This is a genomic window from Salinisphaera sp. Q1T1-3, from assembly GCF_003602005.1.
Classification (GTDB): domain Bacteria; phylum Pseudomonadota; class Gammaproteobacteria; order Nevskiales; family Salinisphaeraceae; genus Salinisphaera.
Map to the genome: position 1 here is coordinate 94,854 of NZ_QZWD01000001.1, position 22,900 is coordinate 117,753.

The window sequence follows — 22,900 nt, forward strand, 5'->3', positions numbered from 1 at the left end:
TCGTGTTGGCCAGGCGCGCGGCGCGGTGGCACCGGCCGTGCCGGGAGCCCGTGGCTGGTGTAGACTGGCCGCCAGACGCGTCGGCCGCTGGCTGAACGGCCGACAAGCATGCGCGTCTTTTCGACCATCCTTCATCGTTCGGGCAGTCCGATATGAAACGTCTGTCATTGCTCATCGCCAGCGGTCTGGTTCTGGCCGGATGCGCGAGCGCGCCGCCGGAGCAGCGCGGTAGCCAACGCCCCATGCCGGATCAGGGGCCGCCAGGGCAGACACAGCGCCTGCCGTCGCAGCAACAGCCGAATTACGACCAGGACAATGCCGCGACCGACAGCCAGACCGCGGGGCCGGGCAGTACCGGGAATACCGGTCAACAGCCCCAGACCCAGCCCGAGCCGACGCCCCCCAAGAGCGCCGCTCAGGTCAGCAGCCCGGCCGTGATGTCGCTGATCAAGCGGGCCGATACACTGGCCAACGGCGGCCACATGGAGGATGCGGCCGCGACGCTGGAACGCGCGCTGGATCTGGACCCGCGCAACCCGTTCATCTACCAGCGCCTGGCCGCTGTACGGCTATCGGAAGGCCAGGCCGGACAGGCCGAGCAGCTGGCGATGAAATCCAACAGTGTTGCTGGCAGCAATCCCTTCGTGGCGGCCGGCAACTGGCAACTGATCGCCGAGGCACGCAAGTCCACCGGCGATTCCAAGGGCGCGAGTGAGGCGCGCTCCCGGGCGGTCGGTTACCGTCAGTCGGCTTCGCAATACGGCCAATGACGGCGGCGGCAGGCGCCGCACTGTTCGCCGACGACGCGCAGCTGGCGAAAAATCTGCCGGGCTATCGGGCCCGCGCCGGCCAGGCCGAAATGGCGGAGGCCGTGGCCGAGGCCATCGATAACGGGACGCGCCTGGTGGTCGAGGCCGGCACCGGTACCGGCAAGACGCTCGCCTATCTGTTGCCCGCCATGGCCTCGGGCCGCAAGGCCATTGTGTCGACGGCCACGCGCTATCTGCAGTCCCAGCTCGCGGACAAGGATGTGCCGCTGGCCCAGACGATTCTCGGCCGGTCCTTTCACGTCACCGTTCTCAAGGGACGCGCGAACTATCTCTGTCTGCATCGGCTCGAAGTTGCCGAAGGGGCCACGGACATGTATACGGCGCCGAAGATCCGCGCCGTACGTGAATGGGCCAAGCGCACGCAGACGGGCGATATCGGGGAGTTCGGCGATCCCAGCGACGGGGACCCGCTCTGGCCGCGTATCACATCCACCACGGACAATTGTCTAGGTACCGAGTGCTCGCTGTACGAACAGTGCTGGGTACTGCACGCCCGGCGGGAAGCGCAGGCGGCCGATCTTGTGATCGCCAATCATTATCTTCTGTTCGCCGATCTCACGCTGCGCGAATCCGGCTTTGGCGAAGTATTACCCGGCGCCGACGCCATCATTCTGGACGAGGCCCACAAGCTCCCCGATATCGCCGGTCGTTTCTTCGGCCAGGCGCTGTCCTCGCGCCAGTTGCGTGATTTCGCGCGTGACGGCCGCGCCGAGCTGGACTCGCTCGGCGGCGACATGCCCGATCGTCGTGCCCAGATCGATACGCTGGCCGAGCGGGAACGGGCATTCGTCGATACGCTGGCCGATGCCGGTCCGACACAGGGTTGGCAGGAATTGGCAAGCGACGTACGTATCGGCGCACGGGATGCCCTGATTGCTGCCCTGGGCGACGTGGAGCGTGGTTTCGAGGCCGTGGCCAGCCGCAGTGAGGGCATGAGCAATCTGGCCAAGCGGGCCGCCGAAATGCGAGAGCGTCTGGCCACGGTAACCGCCGATAATGACGGCGATCGTGTCAGCTGGCTCGAGATCCGGGGCAGCAGCTGGATCTGGCACAGCACGCCGCTTGACGTGGCCACGCCCTTTGCCCGGGCGATGAACACCATGCCCGGGGCGTGGATCTTCACGTCGGCCACCCTGTCAGTCAAGGAATCGCTCGGTTATTTCTGCCAGCGGCTTGGCGTATTCGAGGCGGCCGAGAAGATTCTGCCGAGTCCGTTCGATTATCGCGAGAATGCGTTGCTGTACGGCCCGCAGCGCATGCCTTCACCCTCGTCGCCGGATTTCGACGCCGCCGTGATCGCCGAGATCGTCGCACTGGTCAGTGCTGCGCAGGGCGGGGCTTTCGTTCTTTGCACCAGTTATCGCGCCGTATCCCGTTATGGCGCGGCCCTCGCTGAGGCGGGCTTCGAGCCCCTCGTCCAGGGTCAGGCCTCTCGGGCCGCGCTGCTGGCGGATTTTCGAGCCGATGAGAATGCGGTTCTGGTGGCGACCAGCAGCTTCTGGGAGGGCGTGGACGTGCGCGGTCGCGGCCTGCGTCTGGTGATCATCGATCGGCTGCCTTTCGCCTCGCCCGCCGACCCGGTACTGGCGGCACGTTTCGATGCGATGAAGGCGGCTGGCGAGAACCCGTTCATGGATTATCAGCTCCCGCAGGCCGTGATCACGCTCAAACAGGGCGTCGGCCGACTGATTCGCGATGCCGATGATCGGGGTGTGCTCGCGATCTGCGATCCACGCCTGTACACCGCGCGCTACGGGCCGATCGTGCGGGCCAGTCTGCCGCCCATGGGCGTGACGCGCCAGCGCGCCTCGGCCTGCGATTTCGTCGGTGCCCTGACGCCCGATGCCACGGCCGGTGCCTCGTGAGACTGCTGGCCTTCGATGCCTCGACGGAGGCGCTGTCGGTCGCGTTGCACGATAGTGCGGCGGCCGGGCTGGATCGTGAAATCTTCGATATCGCCCCGCGAGAACATGCGCATCGCCTGTTGCCCGCCGCCCACACGTTGCTCGACGAGGCCGGACTGAGCCTTGCGGCGCTCGACGGGTTCGCCTTTGCGCGTGGGCCCGGTGCTTTCACGGGCCTGCGCATCGCGGCCGGCCTGGTGCAAGGACTGTCGCTGGCGACCGGGTTGCCGGTGGTCGGTATCTCCACGCTCGCCGTGCTGGCGCGTCGGGCATTCGATCACGCACCGCAGGCTGGCACCGCCCAGATCGTTCAGGATGCGCGCATGGGCGAGATCTACACGGCGACGTTCCATCGCACCGACTGGCCGAATGCGGCGACCGAAGAACGGGTACTCGCGCCCGCGGATCTGACGCTCTCGACGATGCCGGACGTCGTTCGGGCGGGCAACGGCTGGGCGCTGGTGCCGAAAGTGGGGGCGTCGGAGGTCCCACAGGCGCTGTTGTATCCGCATGCACTGGATGTGGCGCGCTGCGCCGTACCGCGTTTCGCGACGGCGGACCGGATCGCGCCCAGCAGCGCGGTACCGGTGTACGTGCGCGACGATGTCGCCCGTAAACCCGGTCAGCGATAGCGCCTGATCTCGGCTCGGCTGCCGGGGCACTGCTCGCGGCTCGCCGTATCGGCAGGCATGGTAGGGCACAGACAGGCTTCATCGACCCAGCCAAGGAGCAGGATATGCGTTATCGTCTGGCAGATCGCGTACCGTGTGTACCGGAAGACGGCGACTACTTCATTGCCGACAATGCGCGGGTGATTGGTGATGTCAGGCTCGGTGCGGGGGCCAGCGTCTGGTTCAATGCCGTGGCACGAGGCGACCAGGAGCGTATCGATATCGGGGCGGCCAGCAACATCCAGGAAAGTGTGGTGCTGCACACCGATCCCGGTTATCCGTTGAGCGTTGGCGAGGGCGTGACAGTCGGCCATCAGGCCATGCTTCACGGCTGCACCGTTGGAGACAACAGCCTCATCGGTATTCAGGCCGTCGTACTCAACGGGGCCGTGATCGGACGCAATTGCCTGATCGGTGCCGGTGCGTTGATTCCCGAGGGAAAGCATATCCCCGACAACGCGCTGGTGATCGGTGCGCCGGGACGCGTCAAACGAGAACTCACCCGTGAGGAAATCGCCGGGCTGGCGCGCTCCGCGGCCCATTATGTCGACAACGGGCGACGTTTTGCCGCGGAATTGCAGGCCATCGACTGAGGGGGCAGCGCCGCGCCGGCGGCGTATCGCGAGCCGGTCGTCAGGCCGGGGTTGGCATCAGGTGCGCGTTGCCGGGGCGCCCAGATAGACATCGAAGCGCACCGCGCGTGCCTCGACCTGATGACTCGGCGGCGCCAGCGGCTTCGCCCGTGCATGCTGCTTGACAACGACACGGCCTGCGCCCGCCGCCCGGGCCGCCGCCAGGAGCGTGTCCGCGTCGCCGTCGTGTCCGGCGAGATCGGCCAACCAGGCCAGTGCCTTCTGTGGTTTGGCCTTGCGTCGCGGGCTTTCGAACATCGGATCCATATAGATCACGTCGAAATCGCCGGCAGGCTGGTCTGCCAGCCAGGCCGCGGCATCGGCATGGACCGGCGGGGCCAGGCGCATGGCCCATGCCGTGGCGCTTGTCGCATGCTCGAGGCCGTCGAGACGCGCGTGCGCATCGGCAAGCAGGGCATGAAGCACCGGGTGTCGCTCGATCATCTGGACGGTACAGCCCGCTGCCGCGAGAGCCGCCGAATCCCGTGCCAGCCCGGCCGTACTGTCGAGCACATGCAAGCCGGCGGCGCGCCTCAGACCGCAGGCACGTGCCAGTGGCGATTGCCGAACGCCACGGGCACGTTGCGCCACGGCCTCGGCGAGATCGCAGCGTACGGGGTGTGCACGTGCGTCGTCAGCCCGGTGCAGGGCCAGCCCGTCGACGTCACGCGCCAAGTAGAAGCCCCGGGCAGGCGGTTCGGCGACGACCGGCAACGCCAGCCATCTCGCCGTTGCATGGTCGGCTGCCGTGGCGGCCTCGTTCATGAGCCAGACTGCCGTCTGTCGTGCGTGAGCGTCGCTCGTCGTCTTCACGAGATGATGACTCGGCGGGCCGGGGTACGGACGATCACGGGCTCGACGGGCCGATACGCGACACAGCGCCGCCTGGATCGATTGTCGGTGGCGCCAGTCCGGGGGACTAGGGCCTGTTGATGTTTCGTGCGAGTCCGCGCCAAGTGCGCCTTGAAATTGACGATGGGCGGCAAGACGAGCCGTAGCACGCATAGCGTGTCATGCTGCGCCAGCGTGCTGGAACGCTGGATTGCCGTCGTGTTTTCGATTTTGGGGCACTTGTCCCTTCGGGTTGGACCACAAATCCCGCCCGGCGCCGACGAGCTCATGTAGTGCCCGCCGCCGATATCACGAGTTTCGAAAGGATCCGATATGGCCCGGGACACGTCGCTCAAAGAATGCGTTTCGGGTCGAAGACCTGCTGGAGCTTCTGCGCGAGGATATAGTTGCCCTCGACCTTGATCTTGCCGGTGAGAAACGCGGTCAGACCATGCATGCGACCGGTCATGAGCTTGATCAGATGATCGTCGCGGATGTGCAGGGTCACATCCGGAGCCTCCGCCAACCCTTCATGCGCCTGGCAGTGGCCAGCGTCGATGACGATATAGACCGGATGCCGTGTCATGTACTGTGCGGTCATCGACAGATCGCCGGCCACCTCCGGCTTGAAACAGAGAGGCAGACGAGTCAGGAATTCGCGCGCGTCATTCATCGCGATCGATAGGGGCAGGCAGCGACAAGCGCGCCATGGTGGCGTAAACGCGCCGTATTTTCCAGCCAAGACGTGGCGGAAGGCTTCTTGATGGCGGCTGCCCGACGCGCCCAGGGCACGCGACCGGCACTCGACGATCGTCAACGAGCCGAGTCAAGCCGCAATTACATCTGACGATAACGTGACGGCCGGTTGCCAACCGGCGCGGGCTGTTCTCGAGCGAGGACAGTCGCCCGAACGGCGATCAGCCGTCGAGGTAATCGACAATCGCGCTGTGGCCCCCCTCGGTGAGCAGGATCGCGTTGACCGTCGTGGCATAGATCCGCCCGTCGGACCTCAGCTTCTCGATTTCCGAGGCATCCTCACTGGCGTTGAGGGAATAGTAGTCTCGGCCTTCATCGAAGCTCTCCTTGAGTTGTTTGAAGGCAAGAAACGCCGTGCCCTTGCTGGCACCGCGCGCTTCGTCGATTTCCTTGAGACTCCAGGTTTTCTGCGTTTTAGCCATGGGTGCGATGTCGTCACCATGCGAAGGCCGCAAAGCTAGCAGTGGCTTGTGTGCGGGTCAATCGTTGTCGTGGCGGTATCCGGAAAGCGCAAGCACTGCTTGCCGCGCCGGGTGTCGAAGCGCTCGCAAGCCGGCAGGATACAGCGCCGCGCTCGCGCTTCAACGGCGATCCGTGCCGTTCTTTTCGCCGCCATTGCCAGAGACCCGACAGCCGCTATGGGCGTCGGATGACGATCGCGCGTGCGCCGAGGCGATGCGGGCACAACATGCACAATCGCTGTCCGGTGATTCGCGAGTGCGGGAAGGCGTCTTCGTGTGTGCCGTATCGGCGGCTTTGTTTTATTCTGGCCCCGACCAGACCCGCACCGGGCAGACGAACAGGAGTCCGACGTATATGAAGATCAGTGAGTTGGTGTCCCAGTGGCAGACGAGTGCCGGCGAGCCGCGTACGGCCGATGCGTATCGCGTGCGGTTGCCGCTCTACGATGCGGCCAAGATCGAAGCACTGACCGAATTGTTCCCCGGGCTGACGAGCGAACGGGTAATCACCGACCTTCTGGCCACGGCACTCGACGAACTGACCAGTTCGTTCTCCTATGAGCCGGGCGAGGAGGTCACCGGTTACGACGAACTGGGCGACCCCATGTACGCGGATACAGGCTTCACGCCGCGTTTCCAGAAGCTGACCAAGGCCCAGGCCGAAAAGCTCAAGGCCGCGCTGGCCGATGACGAGAGCGACTGAGACAAGGGCGGCACAGGCCCGTGACGACTGGCCGACATGTCTTGCTCGCGCCTGCGCGTTGCCGGCCACGCTGGCGTCGCCGGAAGACGATGCCCGTCGGGATCCGTCTCCCGGCGGCCGGGCAGCGGCGGTTCTGATCGGCATTGTCGATGCGCCGATGCCCTACATCTATTTCACCGAGCGCAGTGCGACACTGACGCATCACCCGGGGCAGATCAGTTTCCCGGGCGGCCGCATCGAGGCGACCGATGCCTCACCGGCTGCTGCGGCCCTGCGTGAAGCCTGGGAAGAGATTGGCCTCGTCCCGGAGCGCGTTCGCATGCTCGGCCAACTGCCGACGTACCGGACCGTGACCGGTTTTGCGATCACGCCCTGCGTCGGATGGATTGCGCCGGGCAGACCGTGCCGGCCCGATGACCGGGAGGTTGCCCGCGTATTCGGCGTGCCGCTGGCCCATGCGATGGAAGGCGCGAACTATCGTCGGCACCGTCACGAACACGGCGGGCGCCGCCATCGCATCTATAGTCTGGATCACGACGCCAACCATATCTGGGGGGCGACCGCGGCGATGCTCTGCGAACTGGCCAGGCGCGTCGCCTGTGTCCATGACGCGCCCTTCGTTCCGGTCGATGTCGACTGAACGATCCGTCGCGGCAATTCGCGGCATCGGCCGGTTTTGCCGTAGCGGCTCGGACGCGGCCTGTTATCAGGGGGCGTCAGTTTCCGGGGGCTCTCCCGATTCTCGCCAGGGCCTGTTGATGTGTCGTTCGAGCGCCTTTTCGTCGAGAGACCGCCGTGTGTCCTGCAAGGCGCGAGTCGCCGATCGTGGCGTGCCACGATCCAGACTCGTAACGCCGCAGGGCGCCCATCGTCGATTTTTCATGGGTGGCCCAACCCGAAGGGACAAGTGCCCCGAAATCAAAAACACGACGGCAATCCAGCGTTCTAGCACGCCGGCGCAGAATGGCTGCACGGCGCCGGGCTATGTCTCGTCTTGCCGCCCATCGTCAATTTCAGGGCGCGCTTGGCGCGGACTCGCGCGAAACATCAATCGGCCCTAGCATCATCGGATGTGGCCGTGGTCTGCTTGCCCATCTTCATCAAGGGCTCGATCAGATCCATCGGCAGCGGGAAGACGATGGTGGCGTTCTCGTTGTTGCCCATGTCGAGCAGCGTCTGGAGATAGCGCAGCTGCATGGCCTGTGGTTCGGTTGCGAGCTGGTGAGCGGCCTTGCGCAGGTTTTCGGCAGCCTGCAGTTCGCCTTCGGCATTGATGATCTTGGCACGTCGCGCGCGTTCGGCCTCGGCCTGGCGGGCAATGGCCCGTGTCATGCTCTCGTCGAGCTCGACCTGCTTGATCTCGACGTTGGCGACCTTGATGCCCCAGGCATCGGTCTGGCGATCGAGAATGACCTCGATATCGGCGTTGAGCTTGTCTCGCGCGGCCAGCATGTCGTCGAGCTCGTGCTGGCCCAAAACGCTGCGCAATGTGGTCTGCGAGAGCTGGCTGATCGCGGAATAGAAGTTCTCGACCTCGACGATGGCTTTCTGGGCCGCGATCACGCGGAAATACACGACAGCGTTGACTTGCACGGAGACGTTATCCCGCGAGATCACGTCCTGGGTCGGCACGTCCATGACCGTGACGCGCATATCGACCTTGATCATCTTCTGGATGACAGGCACAACGAAAAACAGCCCGGGACCCTTGACGCCGGTATTGCGGCCGAGTGTGAACATCACGCCGCGTTCGTATTCCGGCAGGATCTTGAGCGAGGCGAAGATGAACAGCGCGATCAGGACAACCACGGCAATGATGATGTTGATGAGCATCGTCTTCTTCTCCCTTGACGAATCAGGGCTCGGGTGAGCCTTCGGTCTTCGGCCGGACATGCACCGTGAGCCCGTCGACGGCCGTCACGATCAGGTTCTGGCCTTCGGTGACCGGCGTGTCGGTTTCGGCCTGCCAGGACTCACCGTGGAGCCAGACCCGGCCGGTGGCCGAGAAATCGCGACGTGCCGTACATTCGCGCCCGATCAGACCTTCGTGACCGGTCTCGGTCGGGGTGCGTCGCGCCCGTGCGAATAGGGCGACGACCAGGCCGAGCAGGGCGGCCGTGGTGAGCGCGATCACCACGATCGCGGACATCGAGACCTCGTAACCCGGGGTGTCGCCCAGCATGATGGAACCGAAGAGCAGCGCCGCGAGGCCGCCCAGCCCCAGCGCACCGAAGCTGGGTACGAAGGCTTCAGCGGTGATCAGCGCGGCGCCGAGCAGGATGAGGGCGGCACCGGTGTAGTCGACTGGCAGCATGTGAAAGGCATAGAGCGCTGTCAGCAGACTGATCCCGCCGACGATTCCGGGCAGCGTGGCGCCGGGGTTGAGTGCCTCGGCGGCCAGACCGACGATGCCGATCATGAACAACAGATACGCGATCGTCGGATTGGTCACGGTCGCCAGCAGTTCGGTGCGCCAGCCGGGCTCGATCCGGTGGATCCGCAAGTCCTCGGTGTGCAACGTCTGTTGGCCGGTTGCAGTCTTTACCGTTCGGCCGTTGAGCGCGGTGAGCAACGCCGTTTCGTTATCGGCGACTCGATCGATGACTTGCTGGTCGCGTGCCTCGGCCGCCGATAGTGTCGCAGCCTCGCGAACGGCCCGTTCTGCCCAGTCGGCATTGCGGCCACGCTGCTCGGCAAGGCTCCGGATATAGGCCACGGCGTCGTTGATCTGCTTGCGTCGCGCGCTGGCATCGCTCGAGATGTCCGGCTGGTTGTTCCCGTTCGGCGAGGACGATGTGTCGGCGTCATCGGGCGCGTTCTGTCCGGCGTCGGACGGCGTCTCGCCCGATGCACCGCCGCCGATCTCGACCGGCGTGGCCGCGCCGAGATGCGTGGCCGGCGCGGCAGCCGCGACATGGCTGGCATAGAGGATGTAGGTGCCGGCACTGGCAGCCCGCGCCCCCGCCGGCGCCACATAGCCGACGATCGGCACCGGTGAGGCAAGAATGGCCTGAACGATATCGCGCATCGACGACATGAGGCCGCCGGGCGTGTCTATCCGCAGGATGACCAACGGCGCGCCGTCGGTTGCCGCCTGTGAGATTGCATCGGTCACGAACGCGGCGTTGGCCGGGCCGACGGGGCCGTCGAGCGGTATCTCGGGAACGATGCCTGTCTGCTTGTCGGGGGCTGCCTGCGCCCCGATCAGCGCCAGTACCAGACCGCTCAGGCAACACAGCCAGAACAGGGCGCGAACAGGGTGTGGCCATGCGGTCATGTCGCGCCGCGCAGCTGGGCAAACGACGCGGGTCCGCCTCGATCAAGATCAAGCGGCGCACGTCTTTCGGGCGATAGGTATCGCTCGGGCAGACTCGCGCCGGTCGGCCTCGGTGTCACGTCGACAACGCCCGACACTGCATTACCGGACGAGGCGGTGTCGCAGGCCGTTTGTTGCGCACCTCGGCTTGCCTTGTCATGACAGCCTGTCGTACAGCGCGCCCAGCTGGCCGGTAATCTTGTGGGACGGTGCGTAATGCACGAGCGGTATCGAGGCATCGTGCGATTCGCGCACCTTGACCGAGGCGCTGATGTGCGCATCGATGATCGGATGGCCTTCGGCTGTCAGTTCGGCCAGCAGACGCTGCGGCAGTTTCGCGCGTGGCTGGAACTGGTTGACCACGATCCCGTCGATCTTCAGACCGGGATTATGGTCTTCCTGTATCTCGTGGATGTTGTCGAACAGCGAATAGAGCGCCTGGCGGGCGAAGTCGTCGCAATCGAAGGGGATCAGCACGCTATCGGCGGCGATCAGAGCCGACTGCGAATAAAAATTGAGCGCGGGTGGAGTATCGATGAAGATTTCATCGAAGTCCGAGAGCGCCTCGATCGCCTGTCGTAGCTTGTAAATCTTGTGCTTGGCTTCCAGCTTGACCCGAAGCGTCTCCAGATCCGGATGGGCGGCAGCGATATACAGGTTTTCGAACGGCGTTTCGGTGATGTGTTCGGCCAGAGTCGTGCCTTCGCGTCGCCGCCCAAGAGTGGCGTCAAAGAAATCCGCGGTTCCGGATTCGGCCTGACGCTCGTCGGAAGACAGCAGATACTGGCTGGCATTGCACTGGGCATCCAGATCGATGACCAGTGTTCGGCGACCGCGTGCGGCCGCGATCGCGGCGAGATTGGCCAGCAGCGTGGTCTTGCCGACGCCGCCTTTCTGGTTGAAAACCACCCGTGTCGTCATCCGACCCCCGACAGCTTGTGATCAAGACCGGCGCGGCGCGCCGGCCCTGCATCGAGCTTAGCGACTCGGCTGTCCAGCGTCGAGTGCCGCGACGATGGCCGGCAGCGCGAGGCTTGCCGAAACGCGCAGGCAGCAATCGACATCGCCGGAGACCGGTGTGCGTGCCGGATTGATTTCAATGACGGTGGCTTTGCCCGCCACGACTGTGTCGACGAACGCGGCCGCCGGGTAGACCTGATTCGACGTGCCGATGACCAGCACGCAGTCCGCATCCGCGACGGCCTGTTCGGCCGTGGCCAGCGCGCGTGTCGGCAAGTGTTCGCCGAACCAGACGATGTCGGGGCGCATCAGATCGCCACAGTCGGCGCAGCGCACCGGCGCATCCCCCTGGGCTTCGGCGATACGGGCCGTACGTCGATGCGCGCAGTTGCTGCAACGCTCGCGCCAGATGTTGCCGTGTAGCTCGGTGACCGATGCGGAACCGGCTGCCTGATGCAGGCCGTCGACATTCTGGGTGATGATATGCAGATGCTGGGTCGCGGCGAGCGAAACCAGTGCGTGATGCCCGGCGTTGGGCCCGCCCCGGGCGATCAGGGTCCGTCGCCAGTGGTACCACGCCCAGACGCGCGCGGGATCCCGCGCAAACGCCTCCGGAGAGGCCAGATCGGCCGGCGAAAAGCGTGCCCAGAGGCCTGTCTGGGCCTCGCGGAACGTGGGAATGCCGGACTCCGCCGAGATGCCCGCGCCGCTCAGCACGACGATGTTCGTGGCCTGCGCGATCAGCTCAGCGGCCCGGTCGACGGCCACGCTGTCGAGTACGGCGTCTGTCGCGTCGGTCATGGGCTCATATCCTGTCTTGCCACGTCCTAGGACTTGACCGTCGAGCGGGCGGAACCGGGTTTGGCCGCGTTGACCGGGCGGTTCGTGTTGTCCTGCGCGCGACGACGCGGCTTCCACTGCACGCGATACAGATCGTGACGCCGATCCAGCATGTTCTGCACGCTACCCGACGTCCGGGCCTCGTGCAGCGTGTCCAGCCGTACATCGGCGATTGCGACCTGCTCTGCGTTGGGCGTGGTGTCGGCGGCGATGCCGTCGCGCGCGAAGGCGAAATCGCAGGGCGTGAAGATGCCGGACTGGGCGTAGTGCATGTCCATGGCATGAATGCGCGGCAGGTTGCCGGTGTTGCCCGAAGTCGCCACATAGATCTGGTTTTCGACCGCGCGTGCATGGGCCGAGTAGCGCACCCGCAGATAACCGGCCCGGTCCTCGGTGGAAAACGGCACGAACAGGATATTGATGCCCTGATCGGCCAGATGCCGCGACAGCTCCGGAAATTCGCTGTCGTAACAGACCAGAACCCCGACCGGTCCGCAGTCGGTCTCGATCGCATTGAGCGACGAACCGCCGACGATGTTCCAGTAGTGGCGCTCGCCGGGCGTGGGATGAATCTTGGGCTGCTGGTGCTCGGAGCCGTCGCGCAGGTAGATATAGGCGATGTTCTGTAGCTCGTCGCCGACCCAAGTCACATGTGAACCGGCGATGATGTTGATGTTGTAGCGCACCGCCAGATCGGCCATCAGCTCGCGGAAATCGTCGGTGAAGTCGGCCAGCCGCTGGATGGCGGCCCGATGACGCAGATCCTCGTTCTTGATCGAGAGCAGCTGGACCGTGAACAGTTCGGGAAAGACCACGAAATCGGATTTCGCATCGGCCGTTTCACGCACGAAATACGTCACGATCTGGGCGAATTCGTCGAACGAGTCCACGGCCCGCTGCATGTATTGCACGGTCGCGATCCGCACCGTGTTGCGGCGCTGCAGATGCACGTGGGAATCGCCGGCGACGTCTTCGCGATACTTGTATTCGGGATTGCGCCAGATCAGGTGGGCGCCGTAGCCCATGGAATCGCGATCGTCGGGCAGATAACCCGGCATCACCCCGATCAGCTCATAACCCTGCGAGAGCTGGAACGACAGGACACGATCCCGAATGGTCTTGTCGGCAACGGCCTGGACATAGGCCTCGGCACTGCCGTACTGCTTGTAGCGTCGACGCAGGCCGGGGATGCGTCCGACGAACACGATACCCTTGAGGCCGAGCTTGACTGCCAGCGCCTCGCGCTCCCGGTACAGCCGGCGTCCGATGCGCAGACCGCGGGCGTCCGGGTCCACGCAGATCTCGTAGCCGTATAGATAATCGCCGTCGATATCGTGCGTGGAGCCGTAGCCGTTGCCCGAGATCTGCGCCCAGCTGTGACGGCGCATGACTTGATTCTCCGGCAGACAGATGGTCGCACAGTAGCCCACGACTTCGTCTTCGTAGACCGCGACCAGCTGACCGTCCGGAAAGTTGTTGATCTGCCCGCGCAGCTCGTCGAAGGAGTAATCGTCCATGCGCGGATAGGTCCGCTGCACGATGCGGTTGATGGCCGGAATATCGGATAACCGGGCGGTGCGAACGATCAGGCGTGAACGACTGTTCTGCGGGGGCATGGCACACCTCGATTAAAGATGGATGGCACGACGGGCCCCGCGGTAGCGGCCCGTCGTGCCTGGTCGTGTTGTATCGCGGCCGGCGCGGCGATACACGAGCTGACGACCGGCGACGAGACGCCGGGCGAACTGGCGATCAGCCGCCCTTGGCGGCCTTCTTGCGATCGTTTTCGGTCAGATGCCGCTTGCGGACACGGACCGAACCCGGCGTCACCTCGACCAGCTCGTCGTCGTTGATGAATTCCAGGGCCTGCTCGAGCGTCATGCGGACCGGCGGCACGAGCTGGATGTTCTCGTCGGAGCCGGCCGCACGCACGTTGGTCAACTGCTTGGCCTTCTGGACGTTGACCGTCAGATCGTTGTCGCGCGAGTGGATGCCGACGACCATGCCTTCGTAGATTTCGTCATTCGGCGCGATCATCATCTTGCCGCGATCCTGCAGGTTGAAGATCGCGAAGGCCACGGCCTTGCCGCCGGCATTGGCGATGAGCACGCCCTTCTGGCGCTGGCCGATCTCGGTGCCGCCGATCGGCCCGTAATGATCGAACACGTGCGTGACGATGCCGGTGCCGGAGGTCAGGCTCATGAACTCGGTCTGGAACCCGATCAGCCCGCGCGAGGGGATGATGAATTCCAGCCGCACGCGGCCCTTGCCGTCCGGCACCATGTTCTGCAGCTGACCGCGGCGGTGCTGCAGGTTCTCGATGACCGAGCCCTGATTGTCCTCCTCGATGTCGCACATCAGGAGTTCGTAGGGCTCCTGGATCTCGCCGTCGACCTCGCGAGTGACCACCTCGGGGCGCGAAACCGACAGCTCGTAGCCTTCACGGCGCATGGTCTCGAGCAGCACCGACAGATGCAGCAGACCGCGACCGGAGACCTTGAACTTGTCGGCATCGCCGCCCTGTTCGACGCGCAGGGCAACGTTGGATTTCAGCTCGCGCTCCAGGCGTTCGCGAATCTGGCGGGAGGTCAGGTAATCGCCTTCCTTGCCGGCCATGGGCGACTTGTTGACCTCGAAGGTCATGCTCATCGTCGGCTCGTCGACCGTCAGGCGGGGCAGCCCCTCGGGCTGGGCCGGGTCGCACAGGGTGTCGGAGATGTCCAGATCGTTCATGCCGGTCAGAGCGACGATATCGCCGGCCTGGGCCGAGTCGACCTCGACACGATTGAGTCCCAGAAAACCGAATACGCCGGCGATCTTGGCGCTGCGCTTGTCGCCTTCACGGTCGACGATCGTGATCTGCATGCCCGGCTTGACGGTGCCGCGCGCGATGCGCCCGATGCCGATCTGGCCCACGAAACTGTTGTAGTCCAGTGTGGTGATCTGCATCTGGAAGGTACCTTCCAGGTTGACCGGCGGCGGGGCCACACGCTCGGTGATCGTGCGAAACAGCGCCAGCATGTCGCCGTCGCGCACGTCTTCGTCCATGCCGGCATAGCCGCCGATGGCCGAGGTATAGACGGTCGGGAAGTCGAGTTGATCTTCGCTCGCGCCCAGGCTGTCGAACAGATCGAAGGTTTCGTTGAGCACCCAGTCGGGGCGCGCGCCTTCCCGGTCGATCTTGTTGATCACCACGATGGGCTTCAGGCCGAGCTCGAAGGCTTTTTCCGTGACGAAGCGCGTCTGCGGCATGGGCCCGTCCACGGCATCGACCAGCAGGAGCACCGAGTCGACCATCGACAACACGCGCTCGACCTCACCGCCAAAGTCTGCGTGGCCGGGCGTGTCGACGATGTTGATGTGATAGACCTTGTCCTCGTCCGGATCACGCCATTCGATGGCGGTGTTCTTGGACGTGATCGTGATGCCGCGCTCTTTTTCCAGATCGTTGGAATCCATGATCCGGTCGGCGACTTCCTCGCGTGCGTCGAAGGTCCCCGATTGTCGGAGCAGACAGTCGACGAGCGTCGTCTTGCCGTGGTCGACGTGGGCGATGATCGCAATATTGCGAAGATTTTCGATCATGGGCGGAGCTGGGACGTGAGGCGAAAACGCGGCATTATCAGTCATTGAAGCCTTCCCGGCTAGCCGAAAGTCGTAAATCGACGGATAACGATTTAATATTGCGCGCGATTCGCACGTCTCTGGCCGTTCGGCGACACCGATGTCTGATGCTTCTGCAACGCCCAACATCTATCTCGCGCGCGGCTCGCGCGACTATCTGAAAGCGAATTTCGCGCTGTTCGCGGCGTCCTTCGCGACATTTTCATCCATGTACTCGGTGCAGCCGCTCATGCCGCTGTTCTCGCGCCGGTTCGATGTGTCGGCGGCCGTGTCGAGTCTGTCCCTGTCGGTGACGACCGGCGTACTGGCCTTCACGCTGTTTCTGGCCGGACTCATGTCGGGGGCGATCGATCGCAAGCGGGTCATGGCGGTGTCGTTGTTCGCCTCGGCCCTGTTGTCGCTGCTGGCCGCCGCTGCGCCGAGCTGGTCGATGCTATTGATGGCTCGGGGCCTGGAAGGGTTCACGCTGGGCGGTGTACCGGCGCTCGCGATGGCCTATCTATCCGAGGAAATCGAGCCCGCCGGGCTGGGTTCGGCGGTCGGGTTGTATATTGCCGGCAGTGCAACGGGCGGCATGGGCGGCCGCGTGATTGCCGGCTGGGTGGCCGAAGCCTACGGCTGGCGCGCGGCGATCGCGGCCGTCGGCGCGATCGGCCTCATCGCCGGGGTCGTGTTCGTCTGTCTCTTGCCGCGCTCGAAGAACTTCGTCGCACGCAAGGGGCTGTCGCTGCGCGAGCACGCCGAGCCCGTGAGGTCGCATCTCCGCCACCCGGCGTTGCCGTGGGTCTTCTTCTGTGGCTTCGCGTTCATGGGCGCCTTCGTTTCGGTCTACAACTATTCGGCCTATCGGCTCGCGGCGCCGCCGTTTTCGTTGGGCCAGGGCGCGATCGGCGCTGTGTTCACGATCTATATCCTGGGCATATTCACCTCGGCAATTGCCGGGCGTGTCGCCGATCGCCACGGCCGGCCGCCGGTGCTGGTGTTGTCGGTCGTGCTGATGGCCGCCGGTCTGGCGATCACCTGGATCGATTCATTGCCGGCGATCGTGCTGGGCATCGGTCTCGTGACGATCGGTTTCTTCGCCGGTCATTCGACGGCCAGCGGCTGGGTCGGTCTGCTCGCCAGCCACGGCAAGGGTCACGCCGCCGGGCTCTATCTACTCGGCTATTATCTCGGCTCGAGCATTCTCGGCTCGCTCGGCGGCCTGTTCTGGGCCGACTATGCCTGGCCCGGCGTCGCGGCCATGGTGGCTATCATCCTGCTGGGGGCGCTCGCTGCGATCCTCGGCCTGTATCGCTGGCACCGGCAGGCCGATAGCGCCTGAGCAGCCACGCCGGGCCGGCGATCAGTGGCCGCCGATGCCCGACACCAGTGTCTGTGCCAGCAGAAACACGTTGAGTGCGATGATGAGCACAGCCACGGTCCAGGCCACGACGGTCGTGATCCGGTGATTGACCAGATTGCCCATCAACGTCGCGTTGGAACAGAACATCAGTAGCGGAATCAGCGCAAACGGGATCCCGAACGAGAGCACCACCTGCGACATCACGAGTGCGGTGGTCGGGTCCACGCCGAGGGCCAGAATCGCCAGGGCCGGCAGCATCGTGATCAGCCGGCGCAGCGTCAGCGGAATCCGGCGATTGATATAGCCGGTCATGATGATCTGGCCGCTCATGGTCCCGACCGACGAACTCGAGAAACCGCTGGCCAGCAGCCCGACGCCGAACAGTACCGCAGCGATCGTACCGGCTTGGTCCTGAAGGTGGGCGAAGGCGCCTTCGATCGTGGAGACCGGTTCGATGGCCCCGTGGAACAGGCCGGCGGCCATGACGAGCATCGCGCCGTTGATCAGCCCGGCCACGCCCATCGCAATCAGGATATCGGCCAACTCGAAGCGATAGATGCGTCGGCGCTGTTCGGGGGTGCGTCCGACCACGCGCCGCTGTGTCAGCGCCGAGTGCAGGTAGATCACGTGCGGCATGACGGTCGCCCCGAGAATGCCCGCCGCGAGCAGCAGGGCATTGCTGCCCTCGAGCGTGGGCACAAACAGGCCATGGAGCAGTGCGCTGCCATCAGGTTTCGCGATATAGACTTCGTAGGCGAACGAGACGACCACCACACCGACCAGGGTGCCGATACCCGCTTCCAGTGCGCGAAAGCCGCGTCGCTGCAGCTCGAGCAGGGCAAACGATGCCACACCGGTGATGACGGCGGCCGGGAACAGCGGAATGCCGAACAACAGATGCAGCCCGAGCGCACCGCCGATGAACTCGGCGAGATCGGTCGCGATCGCGATGAATTCGGCCTGGAGCCAGAGCCCGATCGTGACCGGGCGGGCGAAACGCTCCCGCGAGATCTCCGGCAGATTCTTGCCCGTGGCGATGCCCAGTTTTGCCGACATCGACTGGATCAGCACGGCCATCAGGTTCGAGACCAGGACCACCCAGAGCAGTGTGTAGCCAAACGTCGAGCCGGCCTGGATATTGGTCGCGAAGTTGCCCGGATCGATATAGGCCACGGCAGCGATGAAGGCCGGGCCGATGAAGGGAAGAAACCGCTTCAGGCCCCGTTGTTCGCCGGACAGTGCCGCCTGGGCAGCCCGCTCGGTCGCGCTTTCACCGGGAAGGAAATCCTTGTTCGATCGGCTGGTAGTGGAGGTCATGAAAACGACTCGGGAACGGAGCCGCGGCGATTCAACCGAGAATCAACGCAAGCCTTAGAAATTTAGCATCGGCTAACATTACGCCCGTTCCCGATCGAAGACAAGACACGTATTCACGAACGGGGCGGGCGGCCCGCTATACTGGCCCGCATGCCTGAACCGTGTGATAAAAGCGACCTGTCGGCGGTGATCGCCGGTCCGATTCTGCGGCGTGTCAGTGCGACCCGGCTGGGTCTCTGGCTGGTCACACGCGAGGATGTGCCGGTCGAGCTGGCGCTGTTCGTCGACGACGCAGGCGATGCCGAGGCCCCTACGGCGAAGCTCGATACCGCGCCGTGGCGTCGCACCTGGCGGCTCGGTGAAGCCGTGCATATCCAGTGCATCGACGTGGATCTGGCCGCGACCGATGTGTCGGCCCTGCCCACGGACACGCCGATCGGTTATGACCTGGCTATTGGCGACGATGTGTCGTCACTGGCGGCAGCCGAGCCGGGCCTGTGTCATGCCGGCGAGCGCCGGCCGCGCTTCGTGCTGCGCGATCGGTTGCGGCATGTCCTGCACGGGTCCTGTCGGCGGCCGCATCACGACGGCCCGGACGGCATGGCCCGGGCCGATGCCTGGGTCGGCGCGCGTCGTGCGGACGTCGCGGACTGGCCGGATCTGCTCCTGTTGACCGGCGATCAGATCTACGCCGACGATGTTGCGGGCCCGTTGCTGCGCGCGATTCATGCCGCGATCTCGCGGCTGGGCCTGCTCGACGAGACGCTGCACGGTGCGACGGTGGCCGACAGCCAGGCGTTGTATGCCAGCCCGCGAACCTATTACGGACGCAACGATCTGTTGCCGAAGGAAAAAAGCAACGCGCTACTGCGCGAGCGTTTTTTCGGCGGCACGCGCAAACCGGTCTTCACCTCGGCCTGCTCCAGCAATCATCTCGTCACGCTGGCCGAGATGGTGGCCATGTATCTGCTGACCTGGTCGGATGCGCCGTGGCGCGGGCTGGCCTACGACACGCCCGCGCTCGATGAAGAAGATGCCGAGCGATATCGCCAGGAGGCCGCGGTCATCGATCGTTTCGTCGCCGCTCTGGGGCCGGCGCGCCGCCTGATGGCCAACGTGCCGACCGCGATGATCTTCGATGATCACGACGTCACCGACGACTGGAATCTTACCGCCGACTGGGAGAGCTCGGCCTACGGACACCCGTTTTCGCGGCGCATCATCGGCAACGCGCTGGTGGCTTATGTGCTGTGTCAGGGCTGGATGAACCGGCCCGGCGTCTTCGACGAGCGGCTGGCGGCACCGCTGGCCGATTTCTGTGCGGTCCCGGACACAACACGACAGGATGCGCTGATCGATGCCACGCTTGCCTTCGATCAATGGCATTACACCATCGAAACCAGCCCGGCGATCGTCGTGCTCGATACGCGCATGCATCGCTGGCGTCGTCGCATCAAGACATCCAATCCGTCGGGCCTGATGGACTGGGAAAGCCTGATCGACATGCAGAACACGCTCAGCGGCCGGCAGAGCGCGATCATCGTCTCGGCCGCTCCGGTCTTCGGCGTCAAGCTGATCGAGAACGTACAGCGGATCTTCACGTTCTTCGGTAAACCGTTGATGGTCGATGCCGAGAACTGGATGGCGCATCGCGGCGCGGCGGTGGCCATGCTGCAGATCCTGAGCCATCGCCACACGCCGGAGAACTTCACCATTCTGTCCGGTGATGTGCATTATTCCTTCGTTTACGACGTCACGCTGCGCAAGGTGGCCACGCGGCAACGTATCTGGCAAATCGTCTCGTCGGGCGTGAAAAACGAGTTTCCGCAGCGGCTGTTGTCCTGGTTCGACCGGCTCAATCGCTGGCTCTATTCGCCGTGGTCGCCGCTCAACATGTTCACCAAGCGTCGACGGCTTCGTGTCTCGCCGCAACGCCCGGCGGGGCCGAGCAGCCATCGACGGCTGGTCAATCGGGCGGGCATGGGATACGTCGGTTTCGATGAGGCCGGCTGTCCGCGCGAGATCGTCCAGCTCGGCGCCGATGGGCAAGACACGCGTTTCCGACCGTCCGAAGACATCGAAACCTGACCTGTAGAGGAGCTTTCATGAAACACAGTACATTTCGCGTCTTGATCGGGGCCGGCTGTCTTGCCGTATTGCCGGCACTGGCCCAGGCCGCACCGTTGACCAGCGCCGATACCAACGGCGATGGCCAGATCAGCCGCCAGGAAGCCATGGCCGCCCAGGATGCTTCCTTCAAGCGTCTGGATTCGGACAACAACGGCATGTTGTCGAAAAAGGAATTCGATGCCGGCCAGCCGTCGCTGCCGGATGATGCCTCGGACGCCGATAAGCAGCGTCGTCAGAAGATCGTCGGCCGCTGGTTCGATCGGATCGACGCCGACGACAACGGCAAGATTTCACCGGCTGAATATCGCAAGGCGGTTGCACCGTATTTCGACCGGCTGGATGCCAACCACGACGGCACGATTTCCGAAAAAGAGATTCGGGACAGTTTCGAAAAGGCCGATCAGGCCCAGCAGTCGCTGGAAAAGCACGGCAACTGAGACGGTCGCCGCGCAAGACGTTCGTCTCAGTCGTGCAGGCACCGTCTGAGATGCTGCGCGCCATGCCGCAAGGCGGCATCGGCCCGGTCGATGCCGCCGGCCATGTTCAGATAGCCGTGATATAGACCGGATTCCCGAACCAGCGTCGTCGGCACGCCAGCGGCCTGGAGTAACGCGGCGTAGGCTTCGCCCTCGTCCCGGAGCGGGTCGAATCCGGCGGTCTGGACATAGGCCGGGGCGACGCCGTTCATCGCGCCGTAAATCGGCGAGATCAGCGGATCACGCTTGTCCTGTTCGGCATTCAGATAATGTGCCTCGAACCAGTCCATCGACTTTTTTTCGAGCACGAATCCGGCATCGAAGGGTGACTTGGATGGATGGTCGATCGCGAAATCGACGACCGGATAGAACAGAGCCTGGATGCGCGGTGTACAGGCATCGTCGCGCGTCTGCTGAGCAACGATCGCGGCCAGATTGCCGCCGGCACTGTCGCCGGCCACGGCCAGACGGTTGCTGTCGATGCCGAGCATCGCACTGCGGGTGGCGATATCGCGAAAAGCGGCGATGGCATCGTGGGCAGCCGCCGGTGCCGGTGCTTCGGGGGCCAGCCGATAGTCGACCGCGATGACCGTACAGCCGGCATGATGGGCCAGGGCGCGACATACAGCGTCGTGGGTGTCGAGATCGCCGACGACGAAGCCGCCGCCGTGAAAGAACACGATCGCCGGCTGTGCCGTCTCTTCTTCCGATCCCGCGATGCGATAGCGACGTGCGGCCAGCGCGCCGGCGGGACCGGCCAGTGACAGCTCGTCGACGTGAAACGAGGCCGTCGTTCGCGGCCCGAGGGTGCCCGATTGCGCCTTCATCAGACGGCGCTCGGTGGCCACATCGCGGCCGCCGAGCGAGGCACCGCGCCAGGCGAGCAGACGCAGCACCATCTGCGCCTGCGGGTCGAGCTTTTGCCCGTCGCGTTCGATGGGTCGGCCGGCGACCAGGCGCAGGGCGGCTGTCGGCAGGCCAAGAAGCAAGCGGGCGCCGGTGGCTTCGAGGCGTTGTCGTGTCGTACTCATCGTGGACACTCAGACGCCCACGGCCTCAAGGCCGGAAACCGGCTTCGAGCGTGTACCAGGTGATATCGAGTTCGGCCAGCGGTTCACGCAACTTGGCGAGCTCGGCTGCCGGGCCGTGCATTTCCATTCGTGACACGGTTGCGATCTCCTGAGCCTCGGCAAAGAGGGCGCCGACGTTGTCCAGATGCACGAGGAAGGCATCGCCGTCGACATAGCCTTCGCGACAGATGGCCTGTGATCCGTTGAAGCAAAAACCATAGTACAGACAGCCGGACTCGGTCCGGGTGGCTTCAATGAACCGATCGACCAGCGCCATGAACGCATCCATGCGTGCCGCCGGAATATCGAAGTAGGGGGTGAACGAAACACCGGTATCAGTCAGTTCGGCCATGCGGCTGCTCGTCTGAGAAAAGAGATCTTGTCAGCCTACCGTTTGCCGATGACTCGTGTCATGCCGACGAACGAGCGCATCAGGCGTATCGCGGCAGTGCCGTCTTCGGCGAATACGGACGCGAGGGCAACGCGCTGGCCCGGACGCTCAGTCGAGTGCCGGATCCCAGCGATGACGTGCCAGATCCAGTTGACCACCGACGAACACGATGCCTTCGTCACCGAGCCGGCGTCGCTGGGCGATACCGGATGTACTGTCGACCGGTAACGAGATCCGCCCCCTGGCATTGACGACGCGATGCCAGGGCAGCGATTGCGGGCAACGATGCATGGCATAACCGACCTGGCGTGCTGCCCGCGGCTGGCCGATCTCGGCGGCCACGTCTCCGTAGGTCGCGACACAGCCACGCGGGATGCGCGCCACGACGGCATAGACACGTTCGGAAAAACGTCGTTCGGTTGAAGTCATGCCTTGGCCGGAACGAAACACGCAAGACGCATGCTAGGGCGTGTTGAGGTTTCGTGCGAGTCCGCGCCAAGCGCTGTTGTGCGGCAAGACGAGGCGTAGCAGGCGCCGCGCAGTCGTTCTGCGCATCCTGCTAGAACGCTGTATTGCCGTCGGATTTCTGATCTGGCGCGCTTGCCCGACCGGTTCCGCCGCCGAGAATCATTCGATGAGGGGG

General features: G+C 64.5%; 22 protein-coding genes. 9 read left to right on the plus strand and 13 right to left on the minus strand.

The window, feature by feature from the left end:
- Positions 1-152: 152 nt before the first annotated feature.
- The 4 genes from D3260_RS00380 to D3260_RS00395 all read left to right on the plus strand — a co-directional run bounded on the left by D3260_RS00380 (position 153) and on the right by D3260_RS00395 (position 3,998).
- Positions 153-770: a tetratricopeptide repeat protein gene (locus tag D3260_RS00380; RefSeq protein ID WP_120096516.1), complete on the plus strand. Its 618-nt coding sequence runs from the start codon at positions 153-155 to the stop codon at positions 768-770.
- On the plus strand, positions 767-2,695 hold the full coding sequence (locus tag D3260_RS00385; RefSeq protein ID WP_120096517.1) for an ATP-dependent DNA helicase: 1,929 nt from the start codon (positions 767-769) through the stop codon (positions 2,693-2,695). Before D3260_RS00380 ends, D3260_RS00385 begins: the two co-directional genes overlap by 4 nt.
- Positions 2,692-3,366, plus strand: coding sequence for a tRNA (adenosine(37)-N6)-threonylcarbamoyltransferase complex dimerization subunit type 1 TsaB (gene tsaB, locus D3260_RS00390; protein ID WP_158583324.1), 675 nt, complete (start codon positions 2,692-2,694; stop codon positions 3,364-3,366). The genes D3260_RS00385 and tsaB overlap by 4 nt, the downstream gene beginning before the upstream one ends.
- 104 nt (positions 3,367-3,470) lie before the next feature.
- Positions 3,471-3,998, plus strand: a complete 528-nt coding sequence (locus D3260_RS00395) for a gamma carbonic anhydrase family protein (RefSeq protein WP_120096520.1) — start codon at positions 3,471-3,473, stop codon at positions 3,996-3,998.
- Positions 3,999-4,055: 57 nt separating this feature from the next.
- Here the strand turns inward: D3260_RS00395 and D3260_RS00400 are convergent, their stop codons facing one another.
- The 3 genes from D3260_RS00400 to D3260_RS00410 all read right to left on the minus strand — a co-directional run bounded on the left by D3260_RS00400 (position 4,056) and on the right by D3260_RS00410 (position 6,046).
- On the minus strand, positions 4,056-4,850 hold the full coding sequence (locus D3260_RS00400; RefSeq protein ID WP_158583325.1) for a class I SAM-dependent methyltransferase: 795 nt from the start codon (positions 4,848-4,850) through the stop codon (positions 4,056-4,058).
- 370 nt (positions 4,851-5,220) lie between these two features.
- Positions 5,221-5,541: an SCP2 sterol-binding domain-containing protein gene (locus tag D3260_RS00405; RefSeq protein WP_120096522.1), complete on the minus strand. Its 321-nt coding sequence runs from the start codon at positions 5,539-5,541 to the stop codon at positions 5,221-5,223.
- Positions 5,542-5,785: 244 nt separating this feature from the next.
- Positions 5,786-6,046, minus strand: a complete 261-nt coding sequence (locus D3260_RS00410) for a hypothetical protein (protein WP_120096524.1) — start codon at positions 6,044-6,046, stop codon at positions 5,786-5,788.
- Between the two features lie 394 nt (positions 6,047-6,440).
- On the opposite strand from D3260_RS00410, the gene D3260_RS00415 reads away from it, so the two are divergent.
- Both D3260_RS00415 and D3260_RS00420 read left to right on the plus strand, forming a co-directional pair.
- Complete coding sequence (locus tag D3260_RS00415) at positions 6,441-6,788, plus strand: type 1 pili tip component (protein WP_120096914.1); 348 nt, start codon at positions 6,441-6,443, stop codon at positions 6,786-6,788.
- Positions 6,772-7,428 carry a CoA pyrophosphatase gene (locus D3260_RS00420; protein WP_120096525.1) on the plus strand — a complete coding sequence of 219 codons (657 nt, stop codon included), beginning with the start codon at positions 6,772-6,774 and terminating at the stop codon, positions 7,426-7,428. The genes D3260_RS00415 and D3260_RS00420 overlap by 17 nt, the downstream gene beginning before the upstream one ends.
- A 407-nt stretch (positions 7,429-7,835) precedes the next feature.
- Here the strand turns inward: D3260_RS00420 and D3260_RS00425 are convergent, their stop codons facing one another.
- The 6 genes from D3260_RS00425 to typA form a co-directional block, all read right to left on the minus strand.
- A complete protein-coding gene (locus tag D3260_RS00425) occupies positions 7,836-8,621 on the minus strand; it encodes a slipin family protein (RefSeq protein ID WP_120096526.1) in 786 nt (261 codons plus the stop codon).
- A gap of 22 nt (positions 8,622-8,643) precedes the next feature.
- Positions 8,644-10,065 carry a nodulation protein NfeD gene (locus D3260_RS00430; RefSeq protein ID WP_120096527.1) on the minus strand — a complete coding sequence of 474 codons (1,422 nt, stop codon included), beginning with the start codon at positions 10,063-10,065 and terminating at the stop codon, positions 8,644-8,646.
- A 195-nt stretch (positions 10,066-10,260) separates the two neighbouring features.
- Positions 10,261-11,025, minus strand: a complete 765-nt coding sequence (locus D3260_RS00435; RefSeq protein ID WP_120096528.1) for a ParA family protein — start codon at positions 11,023-11,025, stop codon at positions 10,261-10,263.
- A 57-nt stretch (positions 11,026-11,082) separates the two neighbouring features.
- A complete protein-coding gene (locus D3260_RS00440; RefSeq protein ID WP_120096530.1) occupies positions 11,083-11,865 on the minus strand; it encodes an NAD-dependent deacylase in 783 nt (260 codons plus the stop codon).
- Positions 11,866-11,891: 26 nt separating this feature from the next.
- Positions 11,892-13,520, minus strand: a complete 1,629-nt coding sequence (locus D3260_RS00445) for a carbon-nitrogen hydrolase family protein (protein WP_120096531.1) — start codon at positions 13,518-13,520, stop codon at positions 11,892-11,894.
- A 136-nt stretch (positions 13,521-13,656) separates the two neighbouring features.
- A complete protein-coding gene (typA, locus tag D3260_RS00450) occupies positions 13,657-15,489 on the minus strand; it encodes a translational GTPase TypA (protein WP_120096533.1) in 1,833 nt (610 codons plus the stop codon).
- Between the two features lie 139 nt (positions 15,490-15,628).
- On the opposite strand from typA, the gene D3260_RS00455 reads away from it, so the two are divergent.
- Positions 15,629-16,852, plus strand: coding sequence for an MFS transporter (locus D3260_RS00455; protein WP_120096534.1), 1,224 nt, complete (start codon positions 15,629-15,631; stop codon positions 16,850-16,852).
- A gap of 21 nt (positions 16,853-16,873) precedes the next feature.
- On the opposite strand, the gene D3260_RS00460 is transcribed toward D3260_RS00455, so the two are convergent.
- Positions 16,874-18,190, minus strand: a complete 1,317-nt coding sequence (locus D3260_RS00460) for an Nramp family divalent metal transporter (protein ID WP_120096535.1) — start codon at positions 18,188-18,190, stop codon at positions 16,874-16,876.
- Positions 18,191-18,340: 150 nt separating this feature from the next.
- On the opposite strand from D3260_RS00460, the gene D3260_RS00465 reads away from it, so the two are divergent.
- Together D3260_RS00465 and D3260_RS00470 are read left to right on the plus strand one after the other, a co-directional pair.
- Positions 18,341-20,278, plus strand: a complete 1,938-nt coding sequence (locus tag D3260_RS00465; RefSeq protein WP_120096536.1) for an alkaline phosphatase family protein — start codon at positions 18,341-18,343, stop codon at positions 20,276-20,278.
- A gap of 17 nt (positions 20,279-20,295) precedes the next feature.
- Positions 20,296-20,757: an EF-hand domain-containing protein gene (locus D3260_RS00470; protein ID WP_120096538.1), complete on the plus strand. Its 462-nt coding sequence runs from the start codon at positions 20,296-20,298 to the stop codon at positions 20,755-20,757.
- 26 nt (positions 20,758-20,783) lie between these two features.
- On the opposite strand, the gene D3260_RS00475 is transcribed toward D3260_RS00470, so the two are convergent.
- The 3 genes from D3260_RS00475 to D3260_RS00485 form a co-directional block, all read right to left on the minus strand.
- The gene (locus D3260_RS00475; RefSeq protein ID WP_120096539.1) at positions 20,784-21,827 is read right to left on the minus strand and encodes an alpha/beta hydrolase; all 1,044 of its coding nucleotides are present in this window, start codon (positions 21,825-21,827) and stop codon (positions 20,784-20,786) included.
- 25 nt (positions 21,828-21,852) lie between these two features.
- Positions 21,853-22,218 carry a putative quinol monooxygenase gene (locus D3260_RS00480; RefSeq protein ID WP_120096541.1) on the minus strand — a complete coding sequence of 122 codons (366 nt, stop codon included), beginning with the start codon at positions 22,216-22,218 and terminating at the stop codon, positions 21,853-21,855.
- Between the two features lie 147 nt (positions 22,219-22,365).
- Positions 22,366-22,686, minus strand: coding sequence for an MGMT family protein (locus D3260_RS00485; RefSeq protein ID WP_120096542.1), 321 nt, complete (start codon positions 22,684-22,686; stop codon positions 22,366-22,368).
- Positions 22,687-22,900: the final 214 nt, after the last annotated feature.